The 26310-nt window shown below is 62.5% G+C and carries 24 protein-coding genes; 6 read left to right on the top strand and 18 right to left on the bottom strand.

The features are described from left to right. Positions 1–5: 5 nt before the first annotated feature. The 15 genes from AD666_RS25040 to AD666_RS24970 all read right to left on the bottom strand — a co-directional run bounded on the left by AD666_RS25040 (position 6) and on the right by AD666_RS24970 (position 16780). On the bottom strand, positions 6–695 hold the full coding sequence (locus AD666_RS25040) for a hypothetical protein (RefSeq protein WP_053158424.1): 690 nt from the start codon (positions 693–695) through the stop codon (positions 6–8). Positions 696–772: 77 nt separating this feature from the next. Continuing rightward, entirely contained in the window at positions 773–1462 is a 690-nt protein-coding gene (locus AD666_RS25035) for a GNAT family N-acetyltransferase (protein WP_053158421.1), read from the bottom strand. After that, positions 1459–3420 (bottom strand): hypothetical protein, encoded by a 1962-nt coding sequence (locus AD666_RS25030; protein ID WP_053158889.1) that lies wholly within the window; start codon positions 3418–3420, stop codon positions 1459–1461. The genes AD666_RS25035 and AD666_RS25030 overlap by 4 nt, the downstream gene beginning before the upstream one ends. A gap of 44 nt (positions 3421–3464) precedes the next feature. Beyond that, entirely contained in the window at positions 3465–4769 is a 1305-nt protein-coding gene (locus AD666_RS25025) for an oligosaccharide flippase family protein (RefSeq protein ID WP_053158418.1), read from the bottom strand. After that, positions 4766–5770 carry a polysaccharide deacetylase family protein gene (locus tag AD666_RS25020; RefSeq protein ID WP_053158415.1) on the bottom strand — a complete coding sequence of 335 codons (1005 nt, stop codon included), beginning with the start codon at positions 5768–5770 and terminating at the stop codon, positions 4766–4768. The genes AD666_RS25025 and AD666_RS25020 overlap by 4 nt, the downstream gene beginning before the upstream one ends. Positions 5771–5782: 12 nt before the next feature. Continuing rightward, the gene (locus tag AD666_RS25015; protein WP_053158411.1) at positions 5783–6919 is read right to left on the bottom strand and encodes a glycosyltransferase family 2 protein; all 1137 of its coding nucleotides are present in this window, start codon (positions 6917–6919) and stop codon (positions 5783–5785) included. After that, complete coding sequence (locus AD666_RS25010) at positions 6912–7871, bottom strand: glycosyltransferase (RefSeq protein ID WP_053158408.1); 960 nt, start codon at positions 7869–7871, stop codon at positions 6912–6914. Before AD666_RS25010 ends, AD666_RS25015 begins: the two co-directional genes overlap by 8 nt. Further along, complete coding sequence (locus AD666_RS25005; RefSeq protein ID WP_053158405.1) at positions 7868–9238, bottom strand: O-antigen ligase; 1371 nt, start codon at positions 9236–9238, stop codon at positions 7868–7870. Before AD666_RS25005 ends, AD666_RS25010 begins: the two co-directional genes overlap by 4 nt. Then, positions 9235–10338 carry a glycosyltransferase family 4 protein gene (locus AD666_RS25000; protein WP_053158885.1) on the bottom strand — a complete coding sequence of 368 codons (1104 nt, stop codon included), beginning with the start codon at positions 10336–10338 and terminating at the stop codon, positions 9235–9237. Before AD666_RS25000 ends, AD666_RS25005 begins: the two co-directional genes overlap by 4 nt. Then, positions 10335–11927, bottom strand: a complete 1593-nt coding sequence (locus AD666_RS24995; RefSeq protein ID WP_053158402.1) for a Wzz/FepE/Etk N-terminal domain-containing protein — start codon at positions 11925–11927, stop codon at positions 10335–10337. The genes AD666_RS25000 and AD666_RS24995 overlap by 4 nt, the downstream gene beginning before the upstream one ends. Positions 11928–11944: 17 nt before the next feature. Next, positions 11945–12967 carry a polysaccharide biosynthesis/export family protein gene (locus AD666_RS24990; protein WP_053158399.1) on the bottom strand — a complete coding sequence of 341 codons (1023 nt, stop codon included), beginning with the start codon at positions 12965–12967 and terminating at the stop codon, positions 11945–11947. A 20-nt stretch (positions 12968–12987) separates the two neighbouring features. Beyond that, positions 12988–13632: a CpsD/CapB family tyrosine-protein kinase gene (locus AD666_RS24985; protein WP_053158396.1), complete on the bottom strand. Its 645-nt coding sequence runs from the start codon at positions 13630–13632 to the stop codon at positions 12988–12990. Continuing rightward, positions 13633–14373: a sugar transferase gene (locus tag AD666_RS24980; RefSeq protein WP_053158393.1), complete on the bottom strand. Its 741-nt coding sequence runs from the start codon at positions 14371–14373 to the stop codon at positions 13633–13635. It lies immediately after the preceding gene. Continuing rightward, positions 14370–15428, bottom strand: a complete 1059-nt coding sequence (locus tag AD666_RS24975) for an NAD-dependent epimerase (protein WP_053158388.1) — start codon at positions 15426–15428, stop codon at positions 14370–14372. The genes AD666_RS24980 and AD666_RS24975 overlap by 4 nt, the downstream gene beginning before the upstream one ends. Continuing rightward, entirely contained in the window at positions 15425–16780 is a 1356-nt protein-coding gene (locus tag AD666_RS24970) for a UDP-glucose/GDP-mannose dehydrogenase family protein (RefSeq protein WP_053158386.1), read from the bottom strand. The genes AD666_RS24975 and AD666_RS24970 overlap by 4 nt, the downstream gene beginning before the upstream one ends. 368 nt (positions 16781–17148) lie before the next feature. Between AD666_RS24970 and AD666_RS24965 the strand changes: the two genes are divergently transcribed. The 6 genes from AD666_RS24965 to AD666_RS26670 all read left to right on the top strand — a co-directional run bounded on the left by AD666_RS24965 (position 17149) and on the right by AD666_RS26670 (position 23781). Continuing rightward, positions 17149–18846, top strand: a complete 1698-nt coding sequence (locus tag AD666_RS24965; protein WP_053158382.1) for a sulfatase-like hydrolase/transferase — start codon at positions 17149–17151, stop codon at positions 18844–18846. A 180-nt stretch (positions 18847–19026) separates the two neighbouring features. Further along, entirely contained in the window at positions 19027–19695 is a 669-nt protein-coding gene (locus AD666_RS24960) for an ABC transporter ATP-binding protein (protein ID WP_053158379.1), read from the top strand. Beyond that, positions 19695–22163 carry an ABC transporter permease gene (locus tag AD666_RS24955; RefSeq protein WP_371259625.1) on the top strand — a complete coding sequence of 823 codons (2469 nt, stop codon included), beginning with the start codon at positions 19695–19697 and terminating at the stop codon, positions 22161–22163. The genes AD666_RS24960 and AD666_RS24955 overlap by 1 nt, the downstream gene beginning before the upstream one ends. 25 nt (positions 22164–22188) lie before the next feature. Further along, positions 22189–23268 (top strand): lipocalin-like domain-containing protein, encoded by a 1080-nt coding sequence (locus AD666_RS24950; RefSeq protein ID WP_053158374.1) that lies wholly within the window; start codon positions 22189–22191, stop codon positions 23266–23268. 77 nt (positions 23269–23345) lie between these two features. Then, positions 23346–23588 (top strand): hypothetical protein, encoded by a 243-nt coding sequence (locus AD666_RS24945; RefSeq protein ID WP_053158370.1) that lies wholly within the window; start codon positions 23346–23348, stop codon positions 23586–23588. 16 nt (positions 23589–23604) lie between these two features. Beyond that, positions 23605–23781 (top strand): hypothetical protein, encoded by a 177-nt coding sequence (locus AD666_RS26670; RefSeq protein WP_172679669.1) that lies wholly within the window; start codon positions 23605–23607, stop codon positions 23779–23781. Between the two features lie 331 nt (positions 23782–24112). On the opposite strand, the gene AD666_RS24940 is transcribed toward AD666_RS26670, so the two are convergent. The 3 genes from AD666_RS24940 to AD666_RS24935 all read right to left on the bottom strand — a co-directional run bounded on the left by AD666_RS24940 (position 24113) and on the right by AD666_RS24935 (position 26309). Beyond that, the gene (locus AD666_RS24940) at positions 24113–24631 is read right to left on the bottom strand and encodes an Hcp family type VI secretion system effector (protein WP_041022074.1); all 519 of its coding nucleotides are present in this window, start codon (positions 24629–24631) and stop codon (positions 24113–24115) included. 155 nt (positions 24632–24786) lie between these two features. Continuing rightward, positions 24787–24942 carry a hypothetical protein gene (locus tag AD666_RS26550; RefSeq protein WP_156315992.1) on the bottom strand — a complete coding sequence of 52 codons (156 nt, stop codon included), beginning with the start codon at positions 24940–24942 and terminating at the stop codon, positions 24787–24789. Then, on the bottom strand, positions 24939–26309 hold the full coding sequence (locus AD666_RS24935; RefSeq protein WP_053158367.1) for a VOC family protein: 1371 nt from the start codon (positions 26307–26309) through the stop codon (positions 24939–24941). Before AD666_RS24935 ends, AD666_RS26550 begins: the two co-directional genes overlap by 4 nt. Position 26310: the final 1 nt, after the last annotated feature.

The following is a 26310-nucleotide window of genomic DNA, read 5'->3' as shown; positions in this document are numbered from 1 at the left end:
GGAAGTCAGGCCGCCGCAGTGGATGCAACCGGCTTGGCCGGTTTACGAAAAGAGTCCAGGATCGAACCGGTGTAGAACGTGTCATGGAAAAACCGCCAGCGGCCGAACAAACAATGCATATGAGTGATCTGGCCGCGCTCTTGATAGTCCATGCGCAGGTGCAGCCTGGCGGCGGGAACGTTGCTCAGTTCGAAGACGGCAACTGCTTTGCTACAACCCAGCCCGGCCATGACTTTCCACAGACTCAGTTGCAGATCCACCGATAGCCGGGTCCCCCAGTAGGCGCGGTACAGCTCGCCGCAGAACTGAAAAAACTCACCGGGTTTGACCGGGAACCAGCAGCGAAAGAAATGGCGGTCGAAATAGTCCCGTGTACTGCCCCAGATGAAAGCGACGGTGTCGCCCTTGTCGTCCAGGTACATGAGTCCGGTGTGGCCTTCGGCGGCCAGTTCGCGCATGGTCTCGACACGGTCGCCAAAGTACGTGGCGAAGGCATCGGCATTAACGGTAGTAATGATTTCCCGGCGCAACGGTGCATAGGGCCTGAGGTTGTTGGGCCGTATCGGGCTGACCAGATCGCGTTCCATCCACACCAGTTGTTCATGGAAGTACACGTAGTGTTTGCATAGTTGTTTCAGAACGGCGCGCAGACCTTTTGTCCGAATGCGATCACGCAGTTTTTGCAGAACGTTCATGGTGCCTCCTGGCGAGGAGCCGGTTTGGGTAAATCCCATCGCGAGCTTGCTCGCGATGGGGGGAAGCGCCATGGGCATCAGGCCGGCGCGGTCGATGCAAGCGGTGGGGCCGGTTTACGAAAGGCGTCCAGTGCCGAGCCGCGGTAGAACGTGTCGCGGAAAAAACGCCAGCGACCGAACAGGCGATACACGTGGGTGATCTTGCCGCGCTCCTGAAAGCCCATGCGCAGGTGCATCTTGATCGCCGGAATGTTTTGCAAGTCGCAGACATCGACCATCGTTTGGCAACCTTTGCCTGCCATGACTTTCCATACCTCCAACTGCATGTCCGCCGACATATTGGAACCCCAGTAGGCGCGGATCATCTCGCCACCGAACTGAAAGTACTCGCCAGGCTTGATCGGAAAGTTGCACCGATAGAAATGGCGGTCGAAATAGTCTTTTGTGCTGGCCCAGGCGAAACCCACGGTGTCGCCCTGAGCATCCAGGTACATCAAGCCGGTGTAGCCTTCGGCCGCCAGCTCGCGCATGGTTTCGACGCGGTCGCCGAAGTGCCGGGCAAAGGCATCGGCATTGCTGACCGTGATGAACTCCAGGCGCATGGGTGGGTAGGGCTTGAGGTTATGCGCAGGAAGCGGGGTCCGCACATCGTGCTCCAGCCACACCAGCCGAGTGTGGAAATACACGTAGTGCTTGATCAGTTTTTTAAAGACTGCGCGCAGGCCCTTTTGCTGAACGTGACGACGACATTTCTGTAGAACGCTCATGGTGCCTCCTGATGGATGGCCGGTGGTGGGGGAGCGGAAGCAGTCCAGCCCAGGGCGAACAGGGTTTCTGCTGGCAGGAGAAACCGGATCTGCTCGGCCTCGCAATTGAACGGGGCGCTGCGGATATGACTGTCGGGGCCGAAATACGCCAGTTCTGCTTTAGCCTGGGAACAGGTAACGCCGTCCAGGCTGACCTGATGAGCGCGTGTGCTTTTGTTCACGCCCAGCAGGCTGCGTTGCTTCCCTGTGGCCATGGCCAGGGCGTCGACTTCGAAGGCGTCGTTATCCAGGCGCAGCACCTGATCGAGCCAGTGCTGCTGAATGAACTGCTGGGCCAGCCCCACTGGCTTGAGTTCGAAGCGCTGGTTGTCCAGCACCCGCACCATGCCTTTGGGGTACTCGGGTTCATCAGCGAGCATGAACCAGTTGAGCATGTCCAGCCAGCCGTCGGCCGAGGCGTTGATGACCACGGATGTCCACCACAGGGCGGCGTAATGGGTTTCCTGGTCATAAGGGCTCAGGCTCGAGCCGCTGGACATGTTGGTCTGGTCCAACAGCAAGGCTTTGCGCGGGCGCCCCTGGCTATCCAATCCCACCAGACGAGCAGCCTGGCGTACGCTGTTGCGATAGGCCCGCGTCGCCAGCAGGTCGCGGATCATCCATTCGTGCCAGGCCAGGGCATCTACCTGGTCGCCGTACTTATCCAGCAAGCGTCGTGCCCAGTCGAGACCACGCTTGTCGGCAGCGTTCTCGGCCAGCGGACCGTTGGTGAAGCGTGAACTGGCCGGTATGGCGATGCGAACACCGGCGCGTGCGTTGGCGGGGTCGGCGCGGACCTGGGCCGCCATGCTCTGGAAAACTTGCTGGAAGCTGGCGAAGTCTGGGTAGTTGAGGTTCGGCTCATCGGCAAAGCTGAGGTAATGGAGGCCTTTGCCGCCCAAAGCGCGGGTTGCGGTGAGCCAGGCTTGCAAGCCGCTTTGACTGGTCCGGTCGGCCTGCAGGTCGGCCCGACGTTGGCTGCCGGCCAGCAAGGTGATGTCCCGGTCGATGCCGAAGCGATCCTGATACAGGCGCCGGAATGCGTCTTCATGACTGGCCTTGGCCGCCATGACATCGACCAGGCTGTAGAAGCTGGCCGCTTGGGGTTTGATCGCATTGAGCAAGGGGTAGCTGGACGGCGGTGGCAACACGTAGGGCAGATACATGCCCAGCTTGGGGGTTGGGCCGAGCGCTTCGTGGTGCAGCATCAGATGGGTTTGCCCAGGACTCTGACGCAGCGGCTGTAAGTGCGTCGGATTCTGGGCGAACAGGTTGGCGGTGCCATCCAGCCAGAACGCAGCCTTGCCGTTGCCTTGTAAGTGCAGGCGCCAGACCTGTTCGACATCGGCAATCGGCAGTGCCACCTGGTCGAACTGCCAATAGGCGCGGTACGGCTTGAGGTTCAATTGCAGCTGCTTGCCGTCTGCGGCGCGGCGGGCTTGCAGCCCACGAACGCCGCCGTGGAACTTGCCTGCCAGAACTGCCTGCTCGCCGGCTGCGACTTTGAAATACAGCTCGTCGCCATCGTGGGTTTCGGCGCTGAAATGCACCTTGGCCGGGGCGAACAGGGCCTGTGTGCGCCCATCGAGTTCAACGTTATAACGGCGAAAACTGTAGCCAGGGATTTCCAATCGATAACTGGCGGCGCCCGGCCGCAACGGCCACTGTTGCTCGCCACGCTCCTGGGCCGCTTCGATCAGTCGCTCGCCCGCCAGGCGGCCCTGGCCGTCCAGCAGATACAGACGTTCTTCGTTGGCATCGGCCTGCCACGCCGGTACCCAGCGGACGGTCACCTGGGTTGGGCGGTCGGTTTGCAAATAGAGGCTACCGTCGCGGATACCGGTCCACTCCATGGATCCACCCTGGGCCGATAGCGCCATGGCCCAGAGGCCGATCGTCCACCACCGTGTCGAACCCATCGCGAGCCTGCTCGCGATGGCGGACTGGCAGGCGACGAAGAATTTCATGCCGATTTCCCCATCAGCATCTGGCGCATCGGCAGCAAATCGCTGGGCAGGATGAGCAAGGTCTGCCACAACGCTACTCCGCTGAGGCGGCAGTACATCGCCAGCAGGGCCAAGGTCACGCCCAGGTAGGCGATTGACGACGCGGCGGCCGCGCCGACGATGCCATAGTGCGGAATCAGCACCACGTTCAGCGCCAGGTTCAACACCGCGCCCAACCCCATCAGCAGCGAAACCGTACCAGGCCGGTCCTTGCCCAGCAGGTCCAGGCGCAGGATGCTCGCATAGCACAGCCCGAACAGCCCCGGCAGCAATGCCAGCAAGGCTGGATAAGCTGGCTGATAAGCGACGCCGAACAGGGTGACGATCAACCATTGGCCAATCAATGCCATGCCCAGGCAGGCGCCGAGCATGACGGTGGCGGTCAGGCGCAGGGCGAAGGGGGTCAGGCGCTGCATGTCGGTGTCCTGCTGCAGCAGGCGTTTCATCAGTGGCGTGGTCACCGCTTCCGGCACGATCAGCAGCAGTTCGGCGGCAGCGCTGGCCATTGCGTAATGCCCCAGGGCCGTGCTGCCCAGCAGGGCGCCGATGAACAGGAAATCCGAGCGCAACACCACCTGCTGGAACAGCAGGTCCGGGTGGCTGCGGGCGCCGTAGCGCAACAGTTCGTGCTGGCTGGCGCGGTCCCATTGCAACGACACGTCGTGATCCCGTCGCAGCCACACCCAGCCAGCCAGCACTACCAGGCCCAGACCCGTCAGCCAGCTGATCAGGGCTGCTTCCAGGGCAGCGTCCTGCCACATCCAGAACAACACCAAGAACAGCACCAGCGGCGCCAGGGATTCCGTCAGGCGCAGGGCATTGAAGGCACCCACGCCACCGGATGCGTTGTGCAACGTCAGCAAACCGCTTTTCAGAACGGTCAACGGCACGGCCAGCAACAGCAACCATGCCAGCAGCCCCAACTGCGTGGTGATGTCCAGTTCGCCGCCGAATTCGCGCACCAGCGCCACCACCAGCAATGTCAGTAACCCGGCCAGCAGGCAACCGAATACCAGCACCTGACTGAGCAGCAGTCCTATCGAGCGTTGCTGGGCCGCCTGATAGCCCACGGCGGAATTCAAGCCACCGCTGGTGATTGCACTGATCAGGTCGGGCAGGGTACTGAGCAGGGCGAACAGCCCGCGTTCGCTGGGCCCCAGAATCCGGGCCAACAACACGTTGCGCAGCAGGCGCAGGCCGATCATCGCCAGGCGCGTGCCCATGCTCAGCGCCAGATGCTTGAGGTAATGGCCGCGGCTCATGAGCGAGCCCCTCGACGGATACGCCAGGCCAGCAGTTCGGGATGATGAGCGTTACGCTGACTGACGCCAAAACGCGGCAGATTCAACGGATCGCCATCGTGGCGATACAGCCCGGTCTCGGTGCCCAGGCCGAATGCAAAGCCGTGGGCCGCCACCTGCCGGCGCACTCGCTCATCGTTATCGCCATTGGGATAGCAGTACACCGGCAATGGCTGGGCACACCCGTTTTCCAGGGCTATGCGGCTACGGCACAGTTCTTCGTGCAGGCGCTGGTCGTCCAGTCCGGTGAGGATCGCGTGGCTGGCGCCATGGGGGCCGAAGCGGATCAGGCCGGAGTCTTCGAGCATTCGCACCTGCGTCCAGTCCAGTGCCTGGGGCAGGGCACCCTGCGGGCAGGCCTGGGTAAGGGCGTCCAGTTCGCGTGGGGCGAGGGTCTTCAGGCTTTGCAGGTAATGCATGAGCGACAGGCTGCGGCGTTCGTCATCCAGGTCATCGAGCATCACCGGCAAGGGCCGGCCGACATCCTGCAGGTGTTCAATCAGCACATGCCGCGCCACCTGCCCATGACTGCCCCACAAGGTTTCGCCGATGCTTTCCCACCAGAAATGCTGGCGACTGCCGATGAAATCGGTGGACAGGAAAATACTCGCCGGCACCTGATACTGGCGCAGTAGGGGAAAGGCGTTCATGGCGTTGTCGCGCCAGCCATCGTCGAAGGTCAGGGCGACCCGTGGACGGTCCGGTACGCTGGCGGGATCGGCCAGTAGCAGAGTCATCAGCGGCACGCATTCGAAGTATCGTTGCAGCCAGATCAACAGGTGTTCGAAGGCTTCCGGTCCCACGCACAGTTCGTTGCGATGGGGCAGTTCGGCGGCGCGATCATTGCTTAGCACGCGGTGCAGCATCAGGATCACGCCGGCGCCCCGCAGCGGGCCGCGTCCCAGGGACGTGTTCAGGTACAGCCAGCCGCCGGTGCGCTTGAAGACTTGTTTGATCGACATCGGCCATGCTCCTCAGCGGTTCTGCTCGGGGTTCCATTGGCTATAGCGTTGGCCTCGCAGGAACTGCCACAGGCCCAGGCTCATGCCCGTCATTGTCACCAGCACGAACGCGGCCAGACGAAAGGGCCGGGGCAAGCGATGACGCCGGTCCAACAGGCCGATCATCGCCATGGCATAGCCGAACAGTTGTCCCGCCAGTGTCAGGCGATAGAACAGATGGTCGTCCCACAGCCAGGCGTTGCTGAGCAACAGCGGCAGCAGTAGCACGGGGGCCAGGCGTCGGATCAGTTTGTGGCTGACCAGTGCGATGGCGTAGAGCCCATGACGCAGCGGGTTGAGCAACGCCCGGCGATGGACCAGGCTCAGCAGGCCGCCGACGGTGACCCGCTGGCGCCGACGAAACTGCTTGTCGGCCTCGTCCACGCCCTGGTCGGTCACCCGCGCCTGGGGCACGTAGACGATGGACTTGCCGGCTGCCGGTGCGCAGGTACTGAGGAAGAAATCGTCGTTGACCTGGGCCGGTATGGGCTCGAACAGTTCCCGACGCAAGGCCAACAGCGCGCCGTCGGCCGAGACCATGCAGTCGGTGCGACTTTCCACCCGGCGCAGCCAGCCTTCGTAATGACGGTACAGACTGTCGCCCAGGCTCAGGCCTGCGCCCGGTATCGGGATTTCCATGTGGCCGGCGCAGGCGCCGACTTCCGGATCGCCCAGCGGCGCCAGCAAATGGCGGAGAGTGTCGTAGGACCATTGGTTGTCGGCATCGGTGAACACCAGGATCTCGCCGCTGCTGTGGGCCACGCCGGCATTGAGGGCGGCGGCCTTGCCCTGGCGTGGCAGGTCGAGCACGCTGATGCGCGGATCGACGACCCGATGCGCGCGGGCCACGGTGTCGTCGGTGGAGCCGTCGCTGACGAGGATGATTCGCAGCGAATGCGCCCGATAATCCTGGGCCAGCAAGGTGCGCAGTTTGTCTTCGATGTGCCGTGCTTCGTTGTGAGCGGCGATGACGATGCTGACATCCATCGGCAATGCCCGGCCGTAGTGGCGGACAGGAAACAGTGGCACCAGCAGGCTCAACATCAGCGGATAGCCGAGGTAGGCGTACACCGGCAGCAACAGACAAGTCCAGTAAATGAGTTCAGCCACGGGCAGGTCTCCTGGCGTTCCAATGACACAGGTTGAGCAGCAATGCGGCGCCGGTGAGGTGCAGGCGTATGCCATGCAGGGCCCATAACTGCAGCGTCAGGCGCAGATCGCGGCGGCTCTGGCGCAGGCTGAGCAGCAGCGCCGGCAACGAGGAAACCAGCAGGATCATCAGTGCCAGACGCAGCTGGCCCTGTAGCAGCGCGACCAGTGCCAGCAGATCCAGCCCCCAGATGCCGATGGACAGGGCCGGGAAACGCAGCAGGCGCAGACTCGGGCCATGGCTGCGCAGCAGCTGCACGTGACTGCCCTGGCGCCAGAGTTCCTTGCTCATCCACTCGCGCCAACTGCCTTCATAGCCCCAGTGCAGGGCCACGCTTTCGTTGACCAGTAACAACTGCGCGCCGGCCTGGCGCAGGCGCAAGGAGAAATCCTTGTCCTCGCCGGTGCGCAGTGTTTCATCGAAACCATCGACCCGTTCGAACCATGAACGACGCATCAACAGGTTGGCACTGGGCAGCCACTGCACTCGATGCAGGCGATGGGCGCCGGGGCGCTGGCTGCGGCGTTGCCAGGCTTCGGCAAACCATGGCGCCTGGCGTGGGGTGTCCAGGTCCAGTCCCAGCACATCGCCCTGGCGGCTTTCCAGTTCCAGCAACGACGTGAGCCAGTTGGCGGGCATCTCGATGTCAGCGTCGATGAACGCCAGCCACTCGCCGCTGGCAACAGCGGCACCGCGATTACGTAGCGCGCCGATGTGTACGCCGGGCACGATCAACACGCGCGCGCCCAGCTCGTTGGCGATGCGCGGGCCATGGTCGTCGGAGCCGTTGTCCACCACGATCAATTCGCACTCCAGCGCTGCCTGGCGAGCCGCTTCCCGGGCTGCCAATAGCGTGCGCCCGATGTGCCGGGCTTCGTTGTACATCGGAATCACGATGCTGACCCGGCTCATGGGCGAGCCTCTCGTGACGGGGCCTGTTCAGCGTCGTAGCGCAGCACGCTGGTGAGGGCGAGCATGATCCACAGCAATTTATGGTTCGGGGCGCTGAGGAACATCAGGAACAGCATCAGCGACAGGAAGCTCGTGCCCAGGTGCGTCAGCAAGTCCGCCTGCGCCCAGTCCCGGCGCGCCAGCCAGAGCCGGCGGGCGTGCCACAGGTTGTACAGGCCCAGGCCGAGCATGCCGACGAACATCAACCCGCCCGGAATGCCGATTTCGCTGAAGATCTCCAGATAGGTGTTATGGGCCCGGCGATACAGGTCACCGAGCTTGCGGTTGGCCGAGAACGCCTTGGCGTAGCCGGTGGGTGCGTAATGCAGCGGGAAGGTGCCGGGGCCCGAGCCCAGCACGGGGTTCTCCCGGATCATCTGACTGCCGACGACGATGTACGAGGCGCGGCGCCCCAGGGATTCGTCCTGGTGGGCGCGGGCGCCGTTACTGAGGATGCTCAATGACTGGATGCGTGCCACGTAACCGTCCGGCATCACGGCGATTGCCACGGGTATCAGAATGGCCAGCCCGAGCATGGCGAACCCCAGGTGTCGTGGGCGGACGCGTGGCAATTGTGCGCGATAGTGGTAGAGGCCGATCATCAGGCTGAGCATCAACACCACCAGCCCCGAGCGCGACTCGGTCTTGGTCATGCCCCCCAGTAACAGGATGAAGCAGCCGCCCCAGAACAAGCGATGTAGCAGGCTCGGGCCGCGCATCACCAGCAGCAACGCCAGGGGCACGGTGAAGGCGATCAGCAGAGCAAAGACGTTCGGGTCTGCCAGCAGCCCCGAGGCGCGACCCTGTTCCTGGTACCGGGCGGAAAACATCGCCATCACGCAGGTCGTGGCAACGCTCAGGGTCACCACCCGGCAGAACAGGTCCAGGTTCAGTTCGCGGCCAATCAACAGTGTTATCACGAACAGGACCAGACCCACCCCCAGGTCGCGAAAATGCGTCAGGGACAGGTCCATGTTTTCCGACAGCAACAGGCTCAGGCCGTACAGCATCATGAAACCGACCAATGGCCGCCAGATATTGCTGCGCAGGCGCGTCTCCGGAATCTGACGCAGGGCCAATTGCAGCATCAGAATCAACACCAGCGCCAGGCCGAGGAACTTGGTGCCGGAAAAGGCGTTGTCCTTGAACAGCCCTTCGAACGGCACCAGTGCGGCGATGCCCAGCAAACCCCAGACGGGCCTGCGGTACAGCACGGCGACACCCACCAGACCCAGCACGGCGCCGGGCGCCAGGAACGGATAGGGACTGGCCAGCAACGCCAGGCAAACCAGGGCCAGCAGGCTGACAATCGAAAGCGGGACAATCATGAGCGAGCCTCCCGTGCCGTGCGGACGTAGAGCTGTGACCAGCGTTCGGCCAGCGTGCGCAGGTCATAGCGGTCCTGTTGGGTACGACGGGCGTTGTCAGCAAGAATCCGGGCCAATGGCGGCTCGCTGTACAACGTTTCGATCTGTCGGGCCAGTTCGGCGCTGTCGGCGGGTGTGGCGAGCAGGCCGTTGTGGCGGTCCTGCAGTACATCGGGAATGCCGCCAACGCTGAAGGCCACCACTGGCACACCGGCCTGCATCGCTTCGAGCAGAATCATCGGTGTGCCTTCGGTGCGTGAACTGATCACCAGGGCGTCGAGGCGACTCCACCAGGTATTCATGTCAGTCTGATAGCCCGGCAGCTCGATGCGTTTGGGCAGGCCGGCGTCGGTGATGCGCCTGAGCAGGGCCTGACGTTCCGGGCCGTCGCCGAGCATCACTGCGTGCAATGACGGATGTCGCTGGCACAGAGGGATCATGGCGTCGAGGAACAGGTCCGGGCCTTTCTCGATGCTCAAGCGGCCCACATAGCCGACCCGCCAGCGCTGCCTGTCGTCGCGGTGAGCCAGCGGCGCGCTGACGGCCGGCAATCCGTTGGGAATCACGTCGAGCTTTTCCGCCCGAACGCTGGCCTCGCGGTGCAGCGTGGCGATGCTTTCGGCCACGCAGACCACTCGCTTGACCGAGGCGGTGCGACACAGTTGCAAACTCAACCAGGTGTAAAAGCGCTGCTTGGGACTGCGCGGCGTGAACCCGTGCTGGGTGATCACCAGTGGCAGGCGCAACAGCGTGGCGGCGGCCCAGCCGAACAACAACCCCTTGAAATTGTGGGTGTTGAGCAGCGGCTGTTCGCTGCGCCGTTGACGCAGATGCTGCAGCAGCTCGCCCCAGGAGCCGCACTGGAGGCAATCGACACCGGCCTGGCGAAAGCGCGTGATCAAGGTCGGCGGCGCCGCCAGGAACACGACCTGGTGCTGCCCAGGCGTGGCCAGGCAATGATCGAGCAGCATCCGCTCGGCCCCGTAGAAGCCGCCGCTGTCGAGCAAATGAATGATCGGCAGGGGGCCGCTGCGGTGGGCCGGTGCAAAGGGCGCGTTCAATTGCGCACCCAATGGACGAGGCTGGGCAGGCTCCAGTTGCGATGCGGATTGATCGGGTCGGGGGATTGCTCGTTGATCACCAGCAGCACGGGCACGTCCAGTTGCTGGCTGATCTGTGCCGGATGTTTGAACCGATGGTCGAAGAACTCACGCACATAGACCAGGGCGATGGCCAGCAGCAGTCCACTGAACAGGCCGAAGGTAATGATCAGCGCCGGTTTCGGGAAGGCCGGGGCGGTCGGTTCGAACGGTGGGCTCAGCACCCGGGCGTTGGACAGGTCGTTGTCCAGCGAGCGGGCGGTGCTGGCCTCGGCAAACCGCTGGGCGTAGGTGGAGAACGCCGCATGCAGGGCGTTGATCTCGGTGTCCATTTGCTGCAGCTTGGTCTGGGTTGTCTGCAACTGATGGATGCGCTCCTTGAAGGCGGCGATACGCTCCTGCTTCTGGTCGATCACTGAGCTGACCACCGCCAGGTCGGTGGTACGTTCCTGGATCCGGTTGCTCACCACTTTCAGGAATTGCTGGCGGGTCCGCACGATCTGCTCCCGGGCCAGCAGCATCGGTTCGCTGCCGGGCTGGAAGATCGCCAGGTCATTCATGTAGCGGCTGACCTGGCCGGTCAGTTGCTCACCCAGTTGCTTGATTTCCCGGTCTTCGAAGGCAATGTTGTCCACGGTGGTGGTGAAGGTGAACGGGAACGTGTAGTCGTTGAACCGCGAACTGTTGGCCGATGCCAGGCTGGTCTTGAGGTAATCGAGCCAGCGTTGGCTTTGCAGCAAGCGGTCCTGGTACAGGTTCAGGGCCTGCTCTTCGGTGTTGATGGCGTTCAGGCGGAAAGTAATTTCCTCCTTGGGATCGGCCGAGCCGATTTTCTCCAGCAATGCCAACCGGTTGCCTTCCAGGCCGTCGAGGCGTGTCTGGTATTGAGTTCTCTTCTGTTCATAAAAGGTTTGCGGCAGCTCGATCGACTGCAGGTCCTGGCGGCTGCTGAGGTAGTTTTGCAGCAGTTGCGCGACGAACCGGGTGCCCTCGGCCGGATCGCCGAAGCTGTAAGTGATGGAGATCACGTTGGAGCCGGGCAGGGTTTCGATCTTCAGGTTTTCGATGGCGTCGTCGGTAAGCGTGTCGAGCACGGTGTCGCGCACCGGGTCGACTTCCAGACCCAAGCCATCACGCAACGGGTTGACCACGAGTTCGCGCAGTGGCGTGGTGATGTAGCGTTTGAACGGCTCGCTCACCCATTTGTTGAAAATGCCTGGGCTGGGGGTGTACTCGCCACGGTCGCGCAGGGTGCTGATGGTCTGCCGGATCAGGGCCGGCGAGCGCAGGATATTGCTCTCGGTTTCCATGTCCGCCAGGGACGGTGGAATGAACGTAGCGTTTTCCTGGTTCAGCGATGTGGTCGCATCGCCCTGGGAGAGTTTTTTCGACTGCACAATCACCTGAGCGGTGATATCGAAGCTCTGCTTGAGCATCAGTGGCAGCGCCAGGGCGATCACGGCGAAAATCAGGAAAATGCGCTTCACCCACTGCTTGTTGGCGAAGAAGATCCTGAAGAACTCGTGCAGATAGTTTTCCTTGGGATTCATGATCGGTCACCTGCGATTCAGTTGTCGCTGCCTTTGTTGTCGACGCGGTAGCCGAAGCTGAACCCCACGCCCTGGAACAGCACCACGTCGGCCAGTTGCCTGGCCAGTTCGCCGGCGCTGGCCAGCTTGGTCTTGGGCACGTAGAGCATGTCCTCCGGTTGCAGGTAGGCGATTTGCGTCGCATCCCCGCTCAGGGCTCTTTCCACGTCGTAGTGGCGGGCTTCGACCTGATTACCGTTACGGCGCATGATCACCACCGAATCGAGACGTGCCTTGACGTTCGTTCCGCGGGCCAGGGTCAGCGCCTCGAGCACCGAGATCGGACGGCGAATCGGGTAGGAGCCGGGCTGGGCCACTTCACCGAGGACGTAGATCTCGTTGCCGGCGGTGGACTTGAGCAGCACATCGACGGTCATGTGCCCCGGCAGTTGGGCGTAACGCTCATTGAGAAAGGTCTCCAGTTGATTGACCGTCATGCCCTGCAGAGGCACCGAGCCGATTTCCGGAAAGCTTGCATAGCCGTCCCTGCCCACGGTGATTTCCCGGCTCATGCCGGTACCGGGGTGGGTCAGGGTGTTCTTGAGGTTGACCTCGCTGGTCAGCGGGTTGGTCACCATCACGGTCAACTGGTTGCGATTGGGCTGGAACAGCATTTTCTGGTCATAGGCACGCTGCACCGCCAGGCGGGCTTCGTCGGTGGTCAGTCCGGCGATCTTCACCGAGGTGTTGGCTCCCGGCAGTTCGATAGTGCCGTCGGGCATCACCAGTTGCGAACCATTGAGCTGGCTGGCGGCGGTGAAGTTCAGCGCAACCTGGTCGCCCGGTTGTACGCGATAGGCCTGGGTGCCGGTGGTGCCGATGTGGAAAATCACATCCAGCACGTCCTGGGGCCGCAGGGTCTGTTCGACCTTGGGCATGTCGGTGGCCTGGGCATTGGCCGGCGGGGCCGTGAGGATCTGCACCGGCATCGATCGGGTATCGGAAGTACTGGAGCAACCGGCCAGCGGCAGCAACAGCAGGACAAGCATCTTGGCGTTCATCTCGTCATCCTTCTGCACGCTTAAAGGTTGTTGTAGAGCCACTTGGGCATGTAGTACTTGCGGCGGTTGAAGACGCTGCCCACCACTTTCGCGCCGGCCTGGGCCAGGCGCTGGCGGGCGGCCTGGGCCACCTCCCAGCGGGTGTCCTCGCCGCGGACCACCAGCACCACGCCGTCGACCTGGGCACTCATGACCAGGGTGTCGGTGGCCGAATACACCGCGTCGGTGTCGATCACCACGAAGCGGTACTGCGCCGCCAGGTGCCTGAACAAATGGCGCAGTTGCTCGGGGTTCAGGCGTTCGGCACTGCGTCCGAGGCGGCCGAGGGGCAGCACGTCGAACGGCAGGCTGGACACCTGCACCACGCAGTCCTGTAACAAGGGCGGGGCGAGGGTGTTGAACAGCAGGTCGCTGAAGCCGCGCTCTTTGTGCAGCGACAGTTGCTGGCTGAGGTTGCGAGGGGACTGGCTGGCATCCACCAGCAGCACGCGCCCGCTGCTCATCTGCGCCAGTTGAGCCGCCAGCGCCATGGCACTGGTGCTGGTTCCGGTGCCGGTGTTGGCGGCCGTCAGAAGCAGGATCCGCAAGGAAGGATCGAGCACGGTCGAGGTCAGGTTGGTCTCGCTCGGGCTTGCGATGGTCAGGATATTCGTTGAACCGTCCATTTAACTCGCTCCGTGGCCGCTGAACACTTTGAAGGGGGTAATCATCAGGATCTTCAAATCCAGCAACAGGCTCTGCTCGGCGATGTAGCTGAGGTCCAGTTCCACGCGCTGGTCGAAGTCGATATTGCTGCGTCCGGAGATCTGCCAGAGGCCAGTGAGGCCGGGGTAGATGCTCAGACGAGCGAGATGGTTGTCCTTGTAGCGATAGGCATTGAACGAGGTCGGCCGTGGGCCCACCAGACGCATGTCGCCGGTCACTACATTGATCAGGTTCGGCAGTTCGTCGAGGCTGCTGCGACGCAGGAACCGGCCGATGGGGGTGACGCGCGGATCGTTGTCGATCTTGAAGTCGATGGCGTCGGCACCGTGCTTGTTGAGGTGGCGCAGCGACTCCTTGAGGGCCTCGGCGTCAGCGATCATGGTGCGAAACTTGTACATGCCGAAGACACGGCCGCGGTAGCCGGTGCGTTTTTGCACGAACAGCACCGGGCCGGGACTGGAAACCTTGACCAGCACCGCCAGGCCAAGCAGCAACGGGCATAACAGTACCAGCAGGGTCAGCGCGCCGAGGCAGGCCACCACCCGATTGGTCCGCGAGACGGTCCAGGGCCGCCCGCCGGGGCGGCCGGTCAGCCAGCCACGGCCCTGCCGGTGGATGGCGGCGTCCATTCGCCGGCGATGCTCGGGGTCGACACGTTTGTCATCGGGGGTGATGAGAATGGCTTGCTCATGTCGGGTCATAGACTCCTCCGCTGAAGTTCGGCCACAACGGGCGCATGGGCAACAGGCAGCGCGTAGTAATCGAGGAACCACCGGACGAAGCGGCCCAGGCCTTCGTCCAGTTCGATGCCAGGCTGAAAACCGGTGGCTTGCGCCAGGTCGCTGGCATCGGCGCAGGTGTTGAGCACATCCCCCGCCTGCAAGGGCAGCAGTTCGATGCGGGCGGTTCGGCCCAGGTGTTTTTCCAGCAGCGCGACATAGGTGCGCAGCGTCACCGGGTGCTGCCCGCCAATGTTGTAGATCCGCCAGGGAGCCCGGCTGGTGGCCGGGTCCGGCTGCGCGTGATCCCACTGGGGAGTGACGTGAGGGGGACGTGCAATGAGCCGGGAGATGCTTTCGATGATGTCGTCGATGTAGGTGAAATCGCGCTGATGCTCACCGTGGTTGAACAGCTTCAGCACCTGGCCCTCGGCAATGGCGCGGGCGAACTGGATGGGCGACATGTCGGGCCGCCCCCAGGGACCATAGACGGTAAAAAAGCGCAGGCCCGTGCAGGGAATGCCGAACAGGTGGCTGTAGCTGTGGGCCATCAGCTCGTTGGCCTTTTTGCTCGCCGCGTACAGCGACAGCGGATGGTCCACGCCGTCCTGCACCGAATAAGGCGTGCGCTCGTTGGCGCCGTATACCGAACTGGACGAGGCGTAGATCAGGTGCTTGACCGGGTAGCGCCGGCAGTTTTCAAGGATGTTGAGGAAGCCGGTGATGTTGCTGTCGACGTACGCCTGGGGGTGCTCCAGGGAATAACGCACGCCGGCCTGGGCGGCGAGGTGGATGACCACCTCGGGGCGGCGGTGCTGGAACAATGCGTCGATGCCGGCGGCGTCCGTCAGGTCCACCCGGGCCAGGGGAAACTCGCCGGCCTCGTCTTTTATCCAGGCCACGCGGTCATGCTTGAGCTGCGGGTCGTAGTAGTCATTGAAGTTGTCCAGCCCGCACACCCGATGGCCGTCGCGCATCAGCCGCAGCACGCAATGGGCACCGATGAAACCGGCCGCGCCGGTCACCAGGATATTCATGCTTGCGGCCCCGTGATCGGCGCTGCGTGCCTGAGGCCGATGCCGCGATACAGCAGCCCGGCGGCGGCCAGTTGTTCCGGGTTGTACAGGTTGCGACCGTCGATGATGACGCGGGCGCGCAACTTGCTGGCCAGCAGGTCGAAATCCACCACGCGGAAGTTCTTCCATTCGGTGCAGATCACCAGGGCGTCGGCGTCTTCCAGGGTATCGTCACGGGTCGCGCACAGGTTCAGGTCCTTGCGATAGCCGTAGAGACGCCGGCATTCGGCCATGGCTTCCGGGTCATAGGCCTGGACCCGGGCACCTTCGCGCCACAGCGCTTCCATCAGGTAGCGGCTGGGCGCCTCACGCATATCATCGGTGTTGGGTTTGAACGCCAGTCCCCAAATGGCAATCGACTTGCCCGCCAGTCCGTCGGGGAACTGCTGGGCGAGTTTCTCGAACAGGATGTGCCGCTGGCGGTCATTGACGTCCGTAACACTGCGCAGCAGACGCAGGGGCATGCCGCTCTGCTCGGCAGTGTGCAGCAGGGCGCGCAGGTCCTTGGGGAAGCAGGAGCCGCCGAAACCGCAACCGGGATAAATGAAGTGATAGCCGATGCGTGGGTCCGAACCGATGCCTTTGCGCACCGCTTCGATGTCGGCGCCCAGCCGCTCGGTGAGGTTGGCCAGTTCATTCATGAAACTGATACGCGTGGCAAGCATGGCGTTGGCGGCGTACTTGGTCAGCTCCGCGCTGCGGTTGTCCATGAACATCAGCTTTTCGTGGTTGCGGCAGAAGGGCGCGTAGAGTTCGCTCATCTGATCGCGGGCCAGCGGGTCGGCGGTGCCGATGATGATGCGATCCGGTCGCATGCAATCAGCCAGGGCGCTGCCTTCCTTGAGAAATTCGGGATTGGACACCACGCGCACGTTGAGCGTTTTCAGGCCGCGTCGGGCCAGGGCCTGGCGGGCGCATTCGGCGACTTTGTCGGCCGTGCCCACCGGTACCGTGGACTTGATGATCAGGGTGCGGTCGCTGTCCATGAAATCGGCGATTTGCCGGGTAACCGCCAGCACATGGCTCAGGTCGGCCGAGCCGTCTTCATCGGCGGGGGTACCCACGGCGATGAAAATCAGTTCGCCGTGATTGACCGCGTCGCTGGCCTGGGAACTGAACGACAAGCGACCGGCCTTGATGGTGTCCTCGAGCAACCCGGACAGCCCCGGTTCGCTGATGGGAGGCACTGCTTGTTGCAGTTGCCGGATCTTGTTCGGGTCAATGTCGATGCACAACACACGGTGCCCGACGTCGGCCAGCGCTGCCGCCTGAATCAGCCCAACGTACCCCGTTCCAAATACGCTCACGTCCATCTTTGGCGCGCCTCGTAACCCGGATGATGTAACTCGGATGAAACTGTTAGAGGGGGTATAGCGCAGCCTCAGAAAAGCGTGTCAGCAAAATGACAGTTGTCACTGTTGGCAAAACTCGAAAGAGTCGGGCCTTTTGATATCAAGTTATTGACTGTCTTGAGAAAGTGCCGGTTTTAAAGGCCGATATTGGGTTTTAAGAAAGCGATGAACGGTATTTATCCATAGTTTTTCATGTTTTTTAGCGTCTCTAGGTGTCATTTTTGGGGTAACTATTTTTTGACGCGATCGCCGTTCGTCACCTTTCTTGCGCTTTGAAGCACCGCTGCTAGTGTGCAGGAACGGACCCCCTTTCCGAGGCCGAGGAAGACATGGCGCGATACCTCAAGGAGCTGTTGCTGGTGCTGTACCTGATCCGGGGGTATGACTATTACCTGGACCGTCTGGCGGCGCTGGGCATTGGCCTGGCGACGGTGCTGTTCGCCTTGATGTTCGTGGCGTTGTTGGTGGCGCTGTGGATGACTGCGTACATCCGCCAGACCCTGGTGCGGCATCTGTTCGCGTTGGCGATGTTCGTTTCGGCGGTGTTCTTCGAGGTGTACGTGCGGGTGACCGACAGTTACCTCACCTACAGCCAGTTCGTGTCACTGGTGTATTCCGGTGGCTTCATCCAGGAAGCGGCCTGGCAGTATCGCCAGGTGATTGTCAGTTCGGTGGCGGCGGGCTTGTTGCTATTGCTGGGCATCGGTCTCAAGCCGCGACATCCGCTCTCGCTGCCCGGCTACCTGCCCATCACCGCACCCGTATCGGGCGTGCTGCTGCTCAGTGCGGTGCTGTTCATGCGGGCGGGCGAAGGCGCCCGTGGCTTGCCGACGATGTACACGCCATTGGCCTATCTGAACCTGTTCGTCTACGAGACTCTGCACAACACCGTCGGCCCCAGGGAACCGGTACGTCTGGTGCGACGAACGCCGGAGATCGCCTATGACATCGTGCTGATCATCGACGAAAGCGTTTCAGGCAACTACCTGGACATCAACACCCCGTCGGGCGTACGCACCGGACTGAAAATGCCGCCTCCCGGCGTCGACATTTTCAATTACGGCTACGCGGCCTCCATCGCCAATTGCAGTGCCGACACCAATGTCACCCTGCGCTACGGCGGCACCCGCGCCGACTACATGCGCATCAACAGCACACAGCCATCGATCTGGCAGTACGCCAAGGCCGCAGGGCTGCGCACCGTCTACGTCGATGCCCAGCGCACCGGTGGGCACCTGCAGAATCTGATGACCGATCTTGAGAAAAAGGACATCGATGAATTTGTCCAGTTCGACCAGACCCGGGTGCGAGACCGCGACATGGCGGCCGCGGATAAATTGATCGGGTTGCTGGGCAATGATCGGCCCGAACTGATTTTGATCAACAAGGTGGGGGCGCACTTTCCAGTGCATGACAAATACCCCGACGACTTCATGAACTACCGACCGGCGTTGCCACGGGGGCAGTTCCAAGAGGTGGCGGATACGGGGCGGCGTGACGGCTTCAACGGTCAGGAGAATGACTGGGTGCTGTATCGCAATGCCTACCAGAACACCTTGCTGTGGAATGTCGGCGAGTTTTTCCGACGGATTTTCCAAAAGGCCAACCTGGACAGCGCCGTGCTGATCTACACCTCCGACCACGGCCAGGACCTGCATGAGCGTGGCAACCCTGGCCTCAACACCCACTGCGGCGGCGACCCGGTGGAGGAGGAGGGCCTGGTGCCGCTGGTGGTGATCCAGGGCAGTCAGTTGGACACCCTCGATTGGCGTCGGACGCTGGCGCAGAACAAGGACCGCTCAAGCCATTACAACCTCTTCCCGACGCTGCTGCAGTTGATGGGTTATGACCTGGCTGGGATCGAGGCGATGTATGGAAAACCTTTGAGCCAACCGACCGAAGACGATTTCACTTTCAACTACCGCTTCAACGCACGATTGGGCGCGAAACCGGCGTGGAAGCACATCGATCTGGGCAGCATTGTCACACCAAGGCCGGCCCGGACTGAAATGGCGGCGGGGCCTTGAACGACACAGGAGCAACGCTTGCTCCCTGGGTGTTCATCGCTGTTGTGTCCACCACCAATCCCCTGTGGGAGCGAGCCTGCTCGCGATAGCGGTGGGCCAGCTTACATCGACGCCGAATGTGCCGACGCCTCTTCCCCGACTCCGCTATCCTGACCCCACGTTTATCCATTGAGCTTCTTCATGCTTGAAGTCCGCGATGTATTCAAAAGCTACGCAACGCCTCAGGGGCCACTGCCGGTGTTGCAGGGCGTCGACCTGACGCTGCCCGCCGGCAGCAGCCTGGCGCTCATGGGAGAATCGGGCAGCGGCAAAAGCACCTTGCTGCACTTGGTGGCCGGGCTGGACAAAGTGGATGGTGGCAGCATTCGCAGCGGCGACTATCGCCTGGATGGCATGAACGAAAGCCAGTTGGCGAACTGGCGCCGCACGGAAATCGGTCTGGTATTCCAGCAGTTCAACCTCATCAGCAGTTTGTCGGTGGAGGACAACCTGGCATTCCAGGCGCGGCTGTGCGGGCGTCATGACGTGAGCTGGCAGGCGCATCTGGTACAACGACTGGGTTTGCAGGATTTGCTGCGGCGTTACCCCGAGCAGCTGTCCGGCGGGCAGCAACAGCGCGTCGCGCTGGGGAGGGCACTGGCTTCGCGACCACCACTGTTGCTGGCCGACGAACCCACTGGCAGCCTCGACGAAGCCACCAGCGATGAGGTGTTGCACTTGCTCCTGGAACTGCTGGAAGGCAGCTCCACCAGCCTGCTGATGGTCACCCACAGCCCCCGGGTGGCGGCGCGGCTGGCTCATCGGGTGGTGTTGCAGGGCGGGCGGTTGGCGCAGGCGGCCCAAGGGTGATGATTCTGCGCCAGACCCTCAAGGCCTTGCTCAGCCACTGGCGCCAGCATCCGGTACAGTTCTTCAGCGTGCTGACCGGGCTCTGGCTCGCCACCAGCCTGCTTACCGGTGTCCAGGCCCTTAACAGTCAGGCGCGGGACAGCTATGCGCGGGCCAGCCAGCTCATTGGCGGCGAGCCCCAGGCCAGCCTCAGTGCTCCCGGTGGCGGGACCTTTCCCCAGCAATGGTTCGTCGACTTGCGTCGTGACGGCTGGCCGGTGTCGCCGGTATTGCAAGGCCGGGTCGTGCTCGACGGCCATGAGGACCAGCGCCTGCAATTGATGGGCATCGATCCGGTGTCGTTGCCGCCCGGTGCAGCCGTGGCGGGACAGGCCCGGGACATGAGCGAAGTGGTGGCGTTCATTACCGAGCCCGGTCGTACCTGGATCGCTCCACAAACCCTGCAGAGCCTTGGATTGGCGGAAGGTGACCGGCCTCGAACCACTGACGGACGCCTGCTCCCCCCGCTGCACACCCAGGAGAACATGGCGCCGGGTGTATTGCTGATGGACATCGGGTTTGCCCAGCAAGTGTTGGGTTTGCCAGACCAGCTGTCGCGGTTGCTGCTGCCCGCCACGTTCCGCGTCGAGCTGCCGCAAGCTTTCATTGGCCGGTTGCAGCTCAAGCACGCCGATGAAGAAAACAACCTGTCGCGCCTGACCGAGAGCTTCCACCTGAACCTCGATGCCCTGGGTTTCCTTTCCTTCGTGGTGGGACTGTTTATCGTCCACGCCGCCATCGGCCTGGCCCTGGAGCAGCGCCGTGGCTTGCTGAGAACCCTGCGGGCCTGCGGAGTCAGCGCCCGCCTGCTGATCACCGGCCTGGCCCTGGAGTTGGGCGCGCTGGCCTTGTTGGGTGGAGTCGCCGGCGTACTCAGTGGCTATTGGCTGGCGAGCCTTTTGTTGCCTGACGTCGCGGCGAGCCTGCGAGGCTTGTACGGTGCCGAAGTGGCCGGACAACTGAACCTCAGCCCGGCGTGGTGGCTTAGCGGTGTGGGCCTGAGCCTGCTCGGTGCGTTGTTGGCCGGAGCCGACAGTTTGCTGCGGGCGGCGCGCCTGCCGCTGTTGGCCCTGGCCAACCCCCAGGCCTGGCACCAGGCTCATGCGCGATGGCTCAGGCGCCAAGGCGGCGTGGCGACATTGGCTGCGCTGCTGGCGGTGTCGGCGCTGATCTGGGGCGACAGCCTGGCCAGCGGTTTCGTGCTGATGGCGGGCCTGTTATTGGGCGCTGCCCTGGCCCTGCCAGTGTTGCTCAACGGCGCATTGAACCTGCTGTTGCAGCGCAGTCGCTCGGTGCTCGGCCAGTGGTTTCTCGCGGATTGCCGCCAGCAACTGCCGACGTTGAGCCTGGCGCTGATGGCCTTGCTGTTGGCGCTTGCGGCGAACATCGGTGCCGGCAGCATGACCTCCGGTTTCCGCCAGACGTTCAGCGACTGGCTCGAACAGCGGCTGACCGCCGAGCTGTACATCAGTCCCCAGACCCCGGCCCAGGCCGGTGAGATGCAGGCCTGGCTCAAGCAGCAACCGGCCATCACCGCCGTTCTGCCGAACTGGCAGGTATCGATTCCGTTGCAAGGCTGGCCGGCGGACCTTTTCGGCATTATCGATCACCCCACCTATCGCCAGCATTGGCCGTTGCTGGCGTCCGCCGGCGATAAACCCTGGGAGCAACTGGCGGCCGGCGACACGCTGATGCTCAGTGAACAATTGGCCCGACGCCTCAAGGTGAGCATAGGCGACCGGTTGACGCTTGCAACGCCACAAGGGCCGTGGACGCCCAGAATCGTCGGTATCTACGCTGACTATGGCAATCCCAAGGGGCATATGCTGGTCAATGCCGAGCACTTGCTGGCGCACTGGCCGCAGCTGACACCGTACCGCTTCAACCTGCGCATCGAGCCGGCGGCGATTGGGGTGTTTCTGACGGCCTTGCAAGGTCGGTTCAACCTGGATGAGAGTCGGATCGTCGACCAGGCGCGGCTCAAGGGCTGGTCGTCCCAGGTTTTCGAACGCACCTTCGCCGCCACTGCCGCGCTGAATGGCCTGACGCTGGCCGTGGCCGGGGTGGCGTTGTTCATCAGCCTGCTGACCCAGAGCCAGAGTCGCCTGGGTCAGTTGGCGCCGCTGTGGGCATTGGGCGTCACACGTCGGCAACTGATGTTGCTCAACCTCGGCCAGACCTGGCTGCTGGCGTTGCTGACACTGGTGCTGGCCTTGCCGTTGGGCGTCGCCCTGGCCTGGTGCCTGGACGCGGTGATCAACGTGCAGGCGTTCGGCTGGCGGCTGCCGTTGCGGGTGTTTCCGCTGCAACTGGCACAGTTGCTGGCCCTGGCGATGTTCGCCACGCTGCTCGCATCGGCCTGGCCGTTGTATGCGCTGCATCGCACGCAACCGGCGGATTTGCTCAGGAGCTTTGCCCATGAAGACTAAGTCTTGTACGAAACGTCGCGCAGGCATGTTTCGTACAGACATCGGAGCCGGTCTGTTGCTACTGGCCGTGCTCACGGGTTGCGATAACGCCCAGCCGCCGCAAAAAGGTTTTGCAGGCCTCGGCGACCAGGCTGTCGCCTTCACGCCGGTCGTGCCGGGACGGGTATTCAGTTTCCCGGCCGACCATGGCGCCCATGAGGGGTTTCGCATCGAATGGTGGTACGTCACCGCCAACCTCAAGGATGCCCAGGGCCGCGATTTCGGTGTGCAGTGGACGTTGTTTCGTAGCGCCCTGGACGCCGGGTCCCAAGCCGGCGGCTGGCGTAACCAGACCATCTGGCTCGGGCATGCGGCGGTCACATCGGCGACTGTGCATCATGCTGCGGAGCGCTATGCGCGAGGCGGAGTAGGGCAGGCCGGCGTTCGGACCGTACCGTTCGAGGCCTGGATCGACGATTGGCGCTTCGGCACCCAGGCTCCGCAAGCCGATCCATTGGCGGATATGCAATTGACAGCCCGCGGGCCGAACTTCGGTTATGCGCTACGGCTCACATCGACCCGCCCACTGGTGTTGCAGGGCGACCAGGGTTTCAGTCAGAAATCCGAACAAGGCCAGGCGTCCTATTACTACAGCCAGCCCTTTTTCCAGGCCAGCGGGCAGCTCGAAATCGATGGCCAGCGCTATCAGGTCAGCGGCCCGGCCTGGCTCGACCGTGAGTGGAGCAGCCAGCCGCTGACCGCCAACCAGACCGGATGGGACTGGTTTTCCCTGCACCTGGACAGCGGCGAGCATGTGATGCTTTATCGCATGCGCCACAAAAACGGGGCACCGTACCTCACGGGCAGTTGGATCGACGCCCGGGGCCAGTCGCAAACCCTGCACGCCGGGGAAATCGAGCTGGTGCCCCTGGACACCGCCAAGGTCGCCGGGCGTTCGATGCCGGTGCGCTGGTCGATCAGGATTCCCGGCAAGCAGCTCGACCTCATCACCCACGCCCTGAACCCCAACGGCTGGATGAACCTGCGCATTCCCTACTGGGAGGGGCCGATTCAATTGAGCGGCAGCCATGGCGGCAACGGTTATCTGGAAATGACCGGTTACTGAGAATCACCGGAACTCCTCGCGAAGGCCAGCCCTCATACCCTTATGAGTGGCAGACACGACACCCTCGGGAGCCCGTCATGAGCGATGACCTCAAACCGCCTTCTGTGGCTGATTGGCAGCGACTGTTCGACGACAAGGCCTACTGGCAGCAGTCCCCCGATGCGCATTTCAGCGAGTTGATGCGAGTGGCCAATGACTTGTTCGGCCAAGGGGCTATCGACCTGGCGCAGTGGCAAGACCTCAAGGCCCGCGCCGAGCAACTGCACCAACGCTCGCCAGATGCCAATGTTGCCGAAGAAGTCGCCGATCCCGAAGCCTGAGCAGATAGGAGATCCCATGAACCACACGACACAGAACCCCGACGAACCGGCGATGCCTGGTGAAGTGGAGCGCGATAACGACGCGTTACGCCCCAATGACCCGGCCAAACGCAAAGAGCAACAGGGCGAGCCCGGCGCGGGAGACACCGATGCTCAGAAAACCGGACGGCACGATCCAGGGCATCGCCCGTAATAAATTTGATTCGCTAGTTGCGGCTCCAACTTGGCAGGATCGGGCAATAGTCGAATGAATTTGTACTGAGTCTGGTTATTTGTATAACTGTTTGTATAACAAAAAGAGTGGAAGTCTGTGAATGAGTAAACAAGTTAAATAATTATTTAAGCGAACGTCCGGACATCTTTCCGCAGTTCCTCTATTATTACGCCCGTTCGCCCAGTGTCTGGCTCTTTACCAGTGCATGGAATGCCGAGGCCGTCGCACTGGGCGAACACCGTCCGGATTTCTTTTTGTTTATTGTTATCGCACATCGGCCAGCGTGACTGGCCGATGCGGGGCCGGTTGTTTAACCGGCCACCGGCGAGCGCCAGTCATCGGAGCCCGAAGTACCGCTGACTTCGTGGGTCCAGGTTATCTTGCGGTAGGTAAAGTGCACATCCTCCAAGTGAGTGAAGTGCGCGTTCGCCGGGTCCTGGCAGTTGAGCATGTAGTCCTTGATGTCGACGATGATCGCGTCTTCCAGTGTGGTGGTGTAGTAGTGCTCCTGGGTACCGGCCGCGGACGTGCGATACCACTGGATTTCGACTTTGGTCAGGCGTTCGCCGCAGGTCAGGGCTGCCAGCAGCAATGGCGAGGCCTTGTCGAAGACCTTGGTGATGACCAGGGGCTTGTGTACGCGCTGGCCGGTGGGCTGACCGGACTGAGGGTCACGCGGGATGATGACCTGGTGCTGGAAGCCCTGCACCATGACTTGGTCTTCATGACCTTCCTGATAGGTGTTGCCCACCGAATCGGCAGTAAACGCGCCGGCGGTGATCAGGCCTTGCTTGGTGCCTTCGATGGACATATACGCGGGGGTAGCCAATGGATGCTCTCCTTGCTGGATAACGAAAGGGCCTCGGTAAGAAATCTTTCCGAGGTGGCCTGAGCGTTATCAAGAGCTATGCCATATAAATAAAATCCTTATATTTCAATAATTTATGGTTCTGTTGAGAGGCCGTGAGCGGTTTTTTCACCCAATCAGGCCGTGGCATGCGCAACGGCTTGCGCAGTGCCGCGCAGTTCGTTGCGCAGGCCACGGCGGACGGGCCGGACCTGCGAGTTGAGCTGTTCCGTGGCCAAAGAAGTGCGCAGCTTTTTGCCCGCGCCGATTGTTCGCCCCGCCAATTTTTTCATACGCCCAGTGCAGCCTTGCACTCGTCGATGGAACGCTGTTGCGTCTCGGCATACAGGCGCAGCTCATCGATCGTCGCGCGTCCCAGGGCCTGCTCGAAGGCCTGGCGATTGGACTGGCCGGCATAGTGGCTCTGAGCATCGTCGCCGAGGTTCGACTGGAAGATGCCGGCGGCGCTGACCGGCAGGAAATCTTCGTACACCAACGGCTCGGCGCGCAGGTATTGCTGCTCGACCAAGTGTTCAAGTGGCGTCGACTCCTCAAGCATACCCTTGGTGGCCAGGCCTTTTGGCGTCACGAAATAGCGGAAGTACGCCAGTGCCTGCCGACGCAGCTCCTCCTGAGTGTCCGGGAACTGGACAAAGTGTTCGGCCATCAGCGTGTTGTAGCGCTCGGCATTGGCCTCATTGGGAAACGCCCCCAGGGCGTCCCGCGCCGCGTTCAGCAACTGGTCATAGAGCGCACGACCCATGGGTGTGAGGGCGGCGCCCCGTTGTTCGATCTCACCGAAGCGGGCGCTGTGGCTGCCCTGGGGCTGGTCGGTGAAGGCAACCGGTTCGTCCAGCGCCTTGAAACTGGTCTGGCGCAACAGGATCGGACACTGGCGACGGGGTGGACCTTCGATAACGGCCTTGGGGGTGATGCCGTGGACGGGCATCTGTGCCTGGACGATGTCGATGTCCAGGGTACGGGGTGTCAGGTGGTTGATGTGTGGGCCCTTGAACGCGACTACGTCGGCGACCAAGCGATGTTGGGCGCTGAGTTGTCGGTATTGGTCTGCCGTGACGGTCGCGTTGTGGTGCCAGCGAAACGTTTCCAGGGCCTGCGAGACGAAATCTTCGGCCTGTGGTTCCGTCAGGCCACCCTGGCGTTCGGCGAGGTCGATGAGTTGAAGCGCCTGCGGGGTGAAAATCTGCCGTTTATCCAGCACCGCCTGGGCAAAGGCCCGCAGCTCGGAATCTTCGATCAGTTCCAGGCGCAGCAACGAGGTGAACACCCGGAACGGGCTGACTTGCAACGCGGCTTCATGCACGGCGCGGAACGCGGTGGAGTGCACCGGTACCCCGGCTGGCGTCAGGTCGTAATAGCCCACCGGCTGCATACCCATGACCGCGAAAAGCCGGCACAGGGTCGCCAGCTCCGCGGCGGTGCCGACGCGGATCGCACCATGGCGCTCCAGGTCCAGGCGCTGGCGCTCGCCGGTGCTGTCCAAATGCTCGGCCAGCTGCGGATCGTTGAGCAACACCTGGGCATTGGTCTGCTCCACCAGGTTCATCAGCGCGCCGTACAACGGCACCTCGTCGCGGTACATGTCGGACATCGCCCTGGAGAAGCGTTGGCGGATCAGGTCGGGACTGACGAAGCTCATG

Source organism: Pseudomonas sp. Pf153 (assembly GCF_001269775.1).
GTDB lineage: Bacteria > Pseudomonadota > Gammaproteobacteria > Pseudomonadales > Pseudomonadaceae > Aquipseudomonas > Aquipseudomonas uvaldensis.
This window is presented reverse-complemented; position numbering and strand designations above follow the sequence as displayed.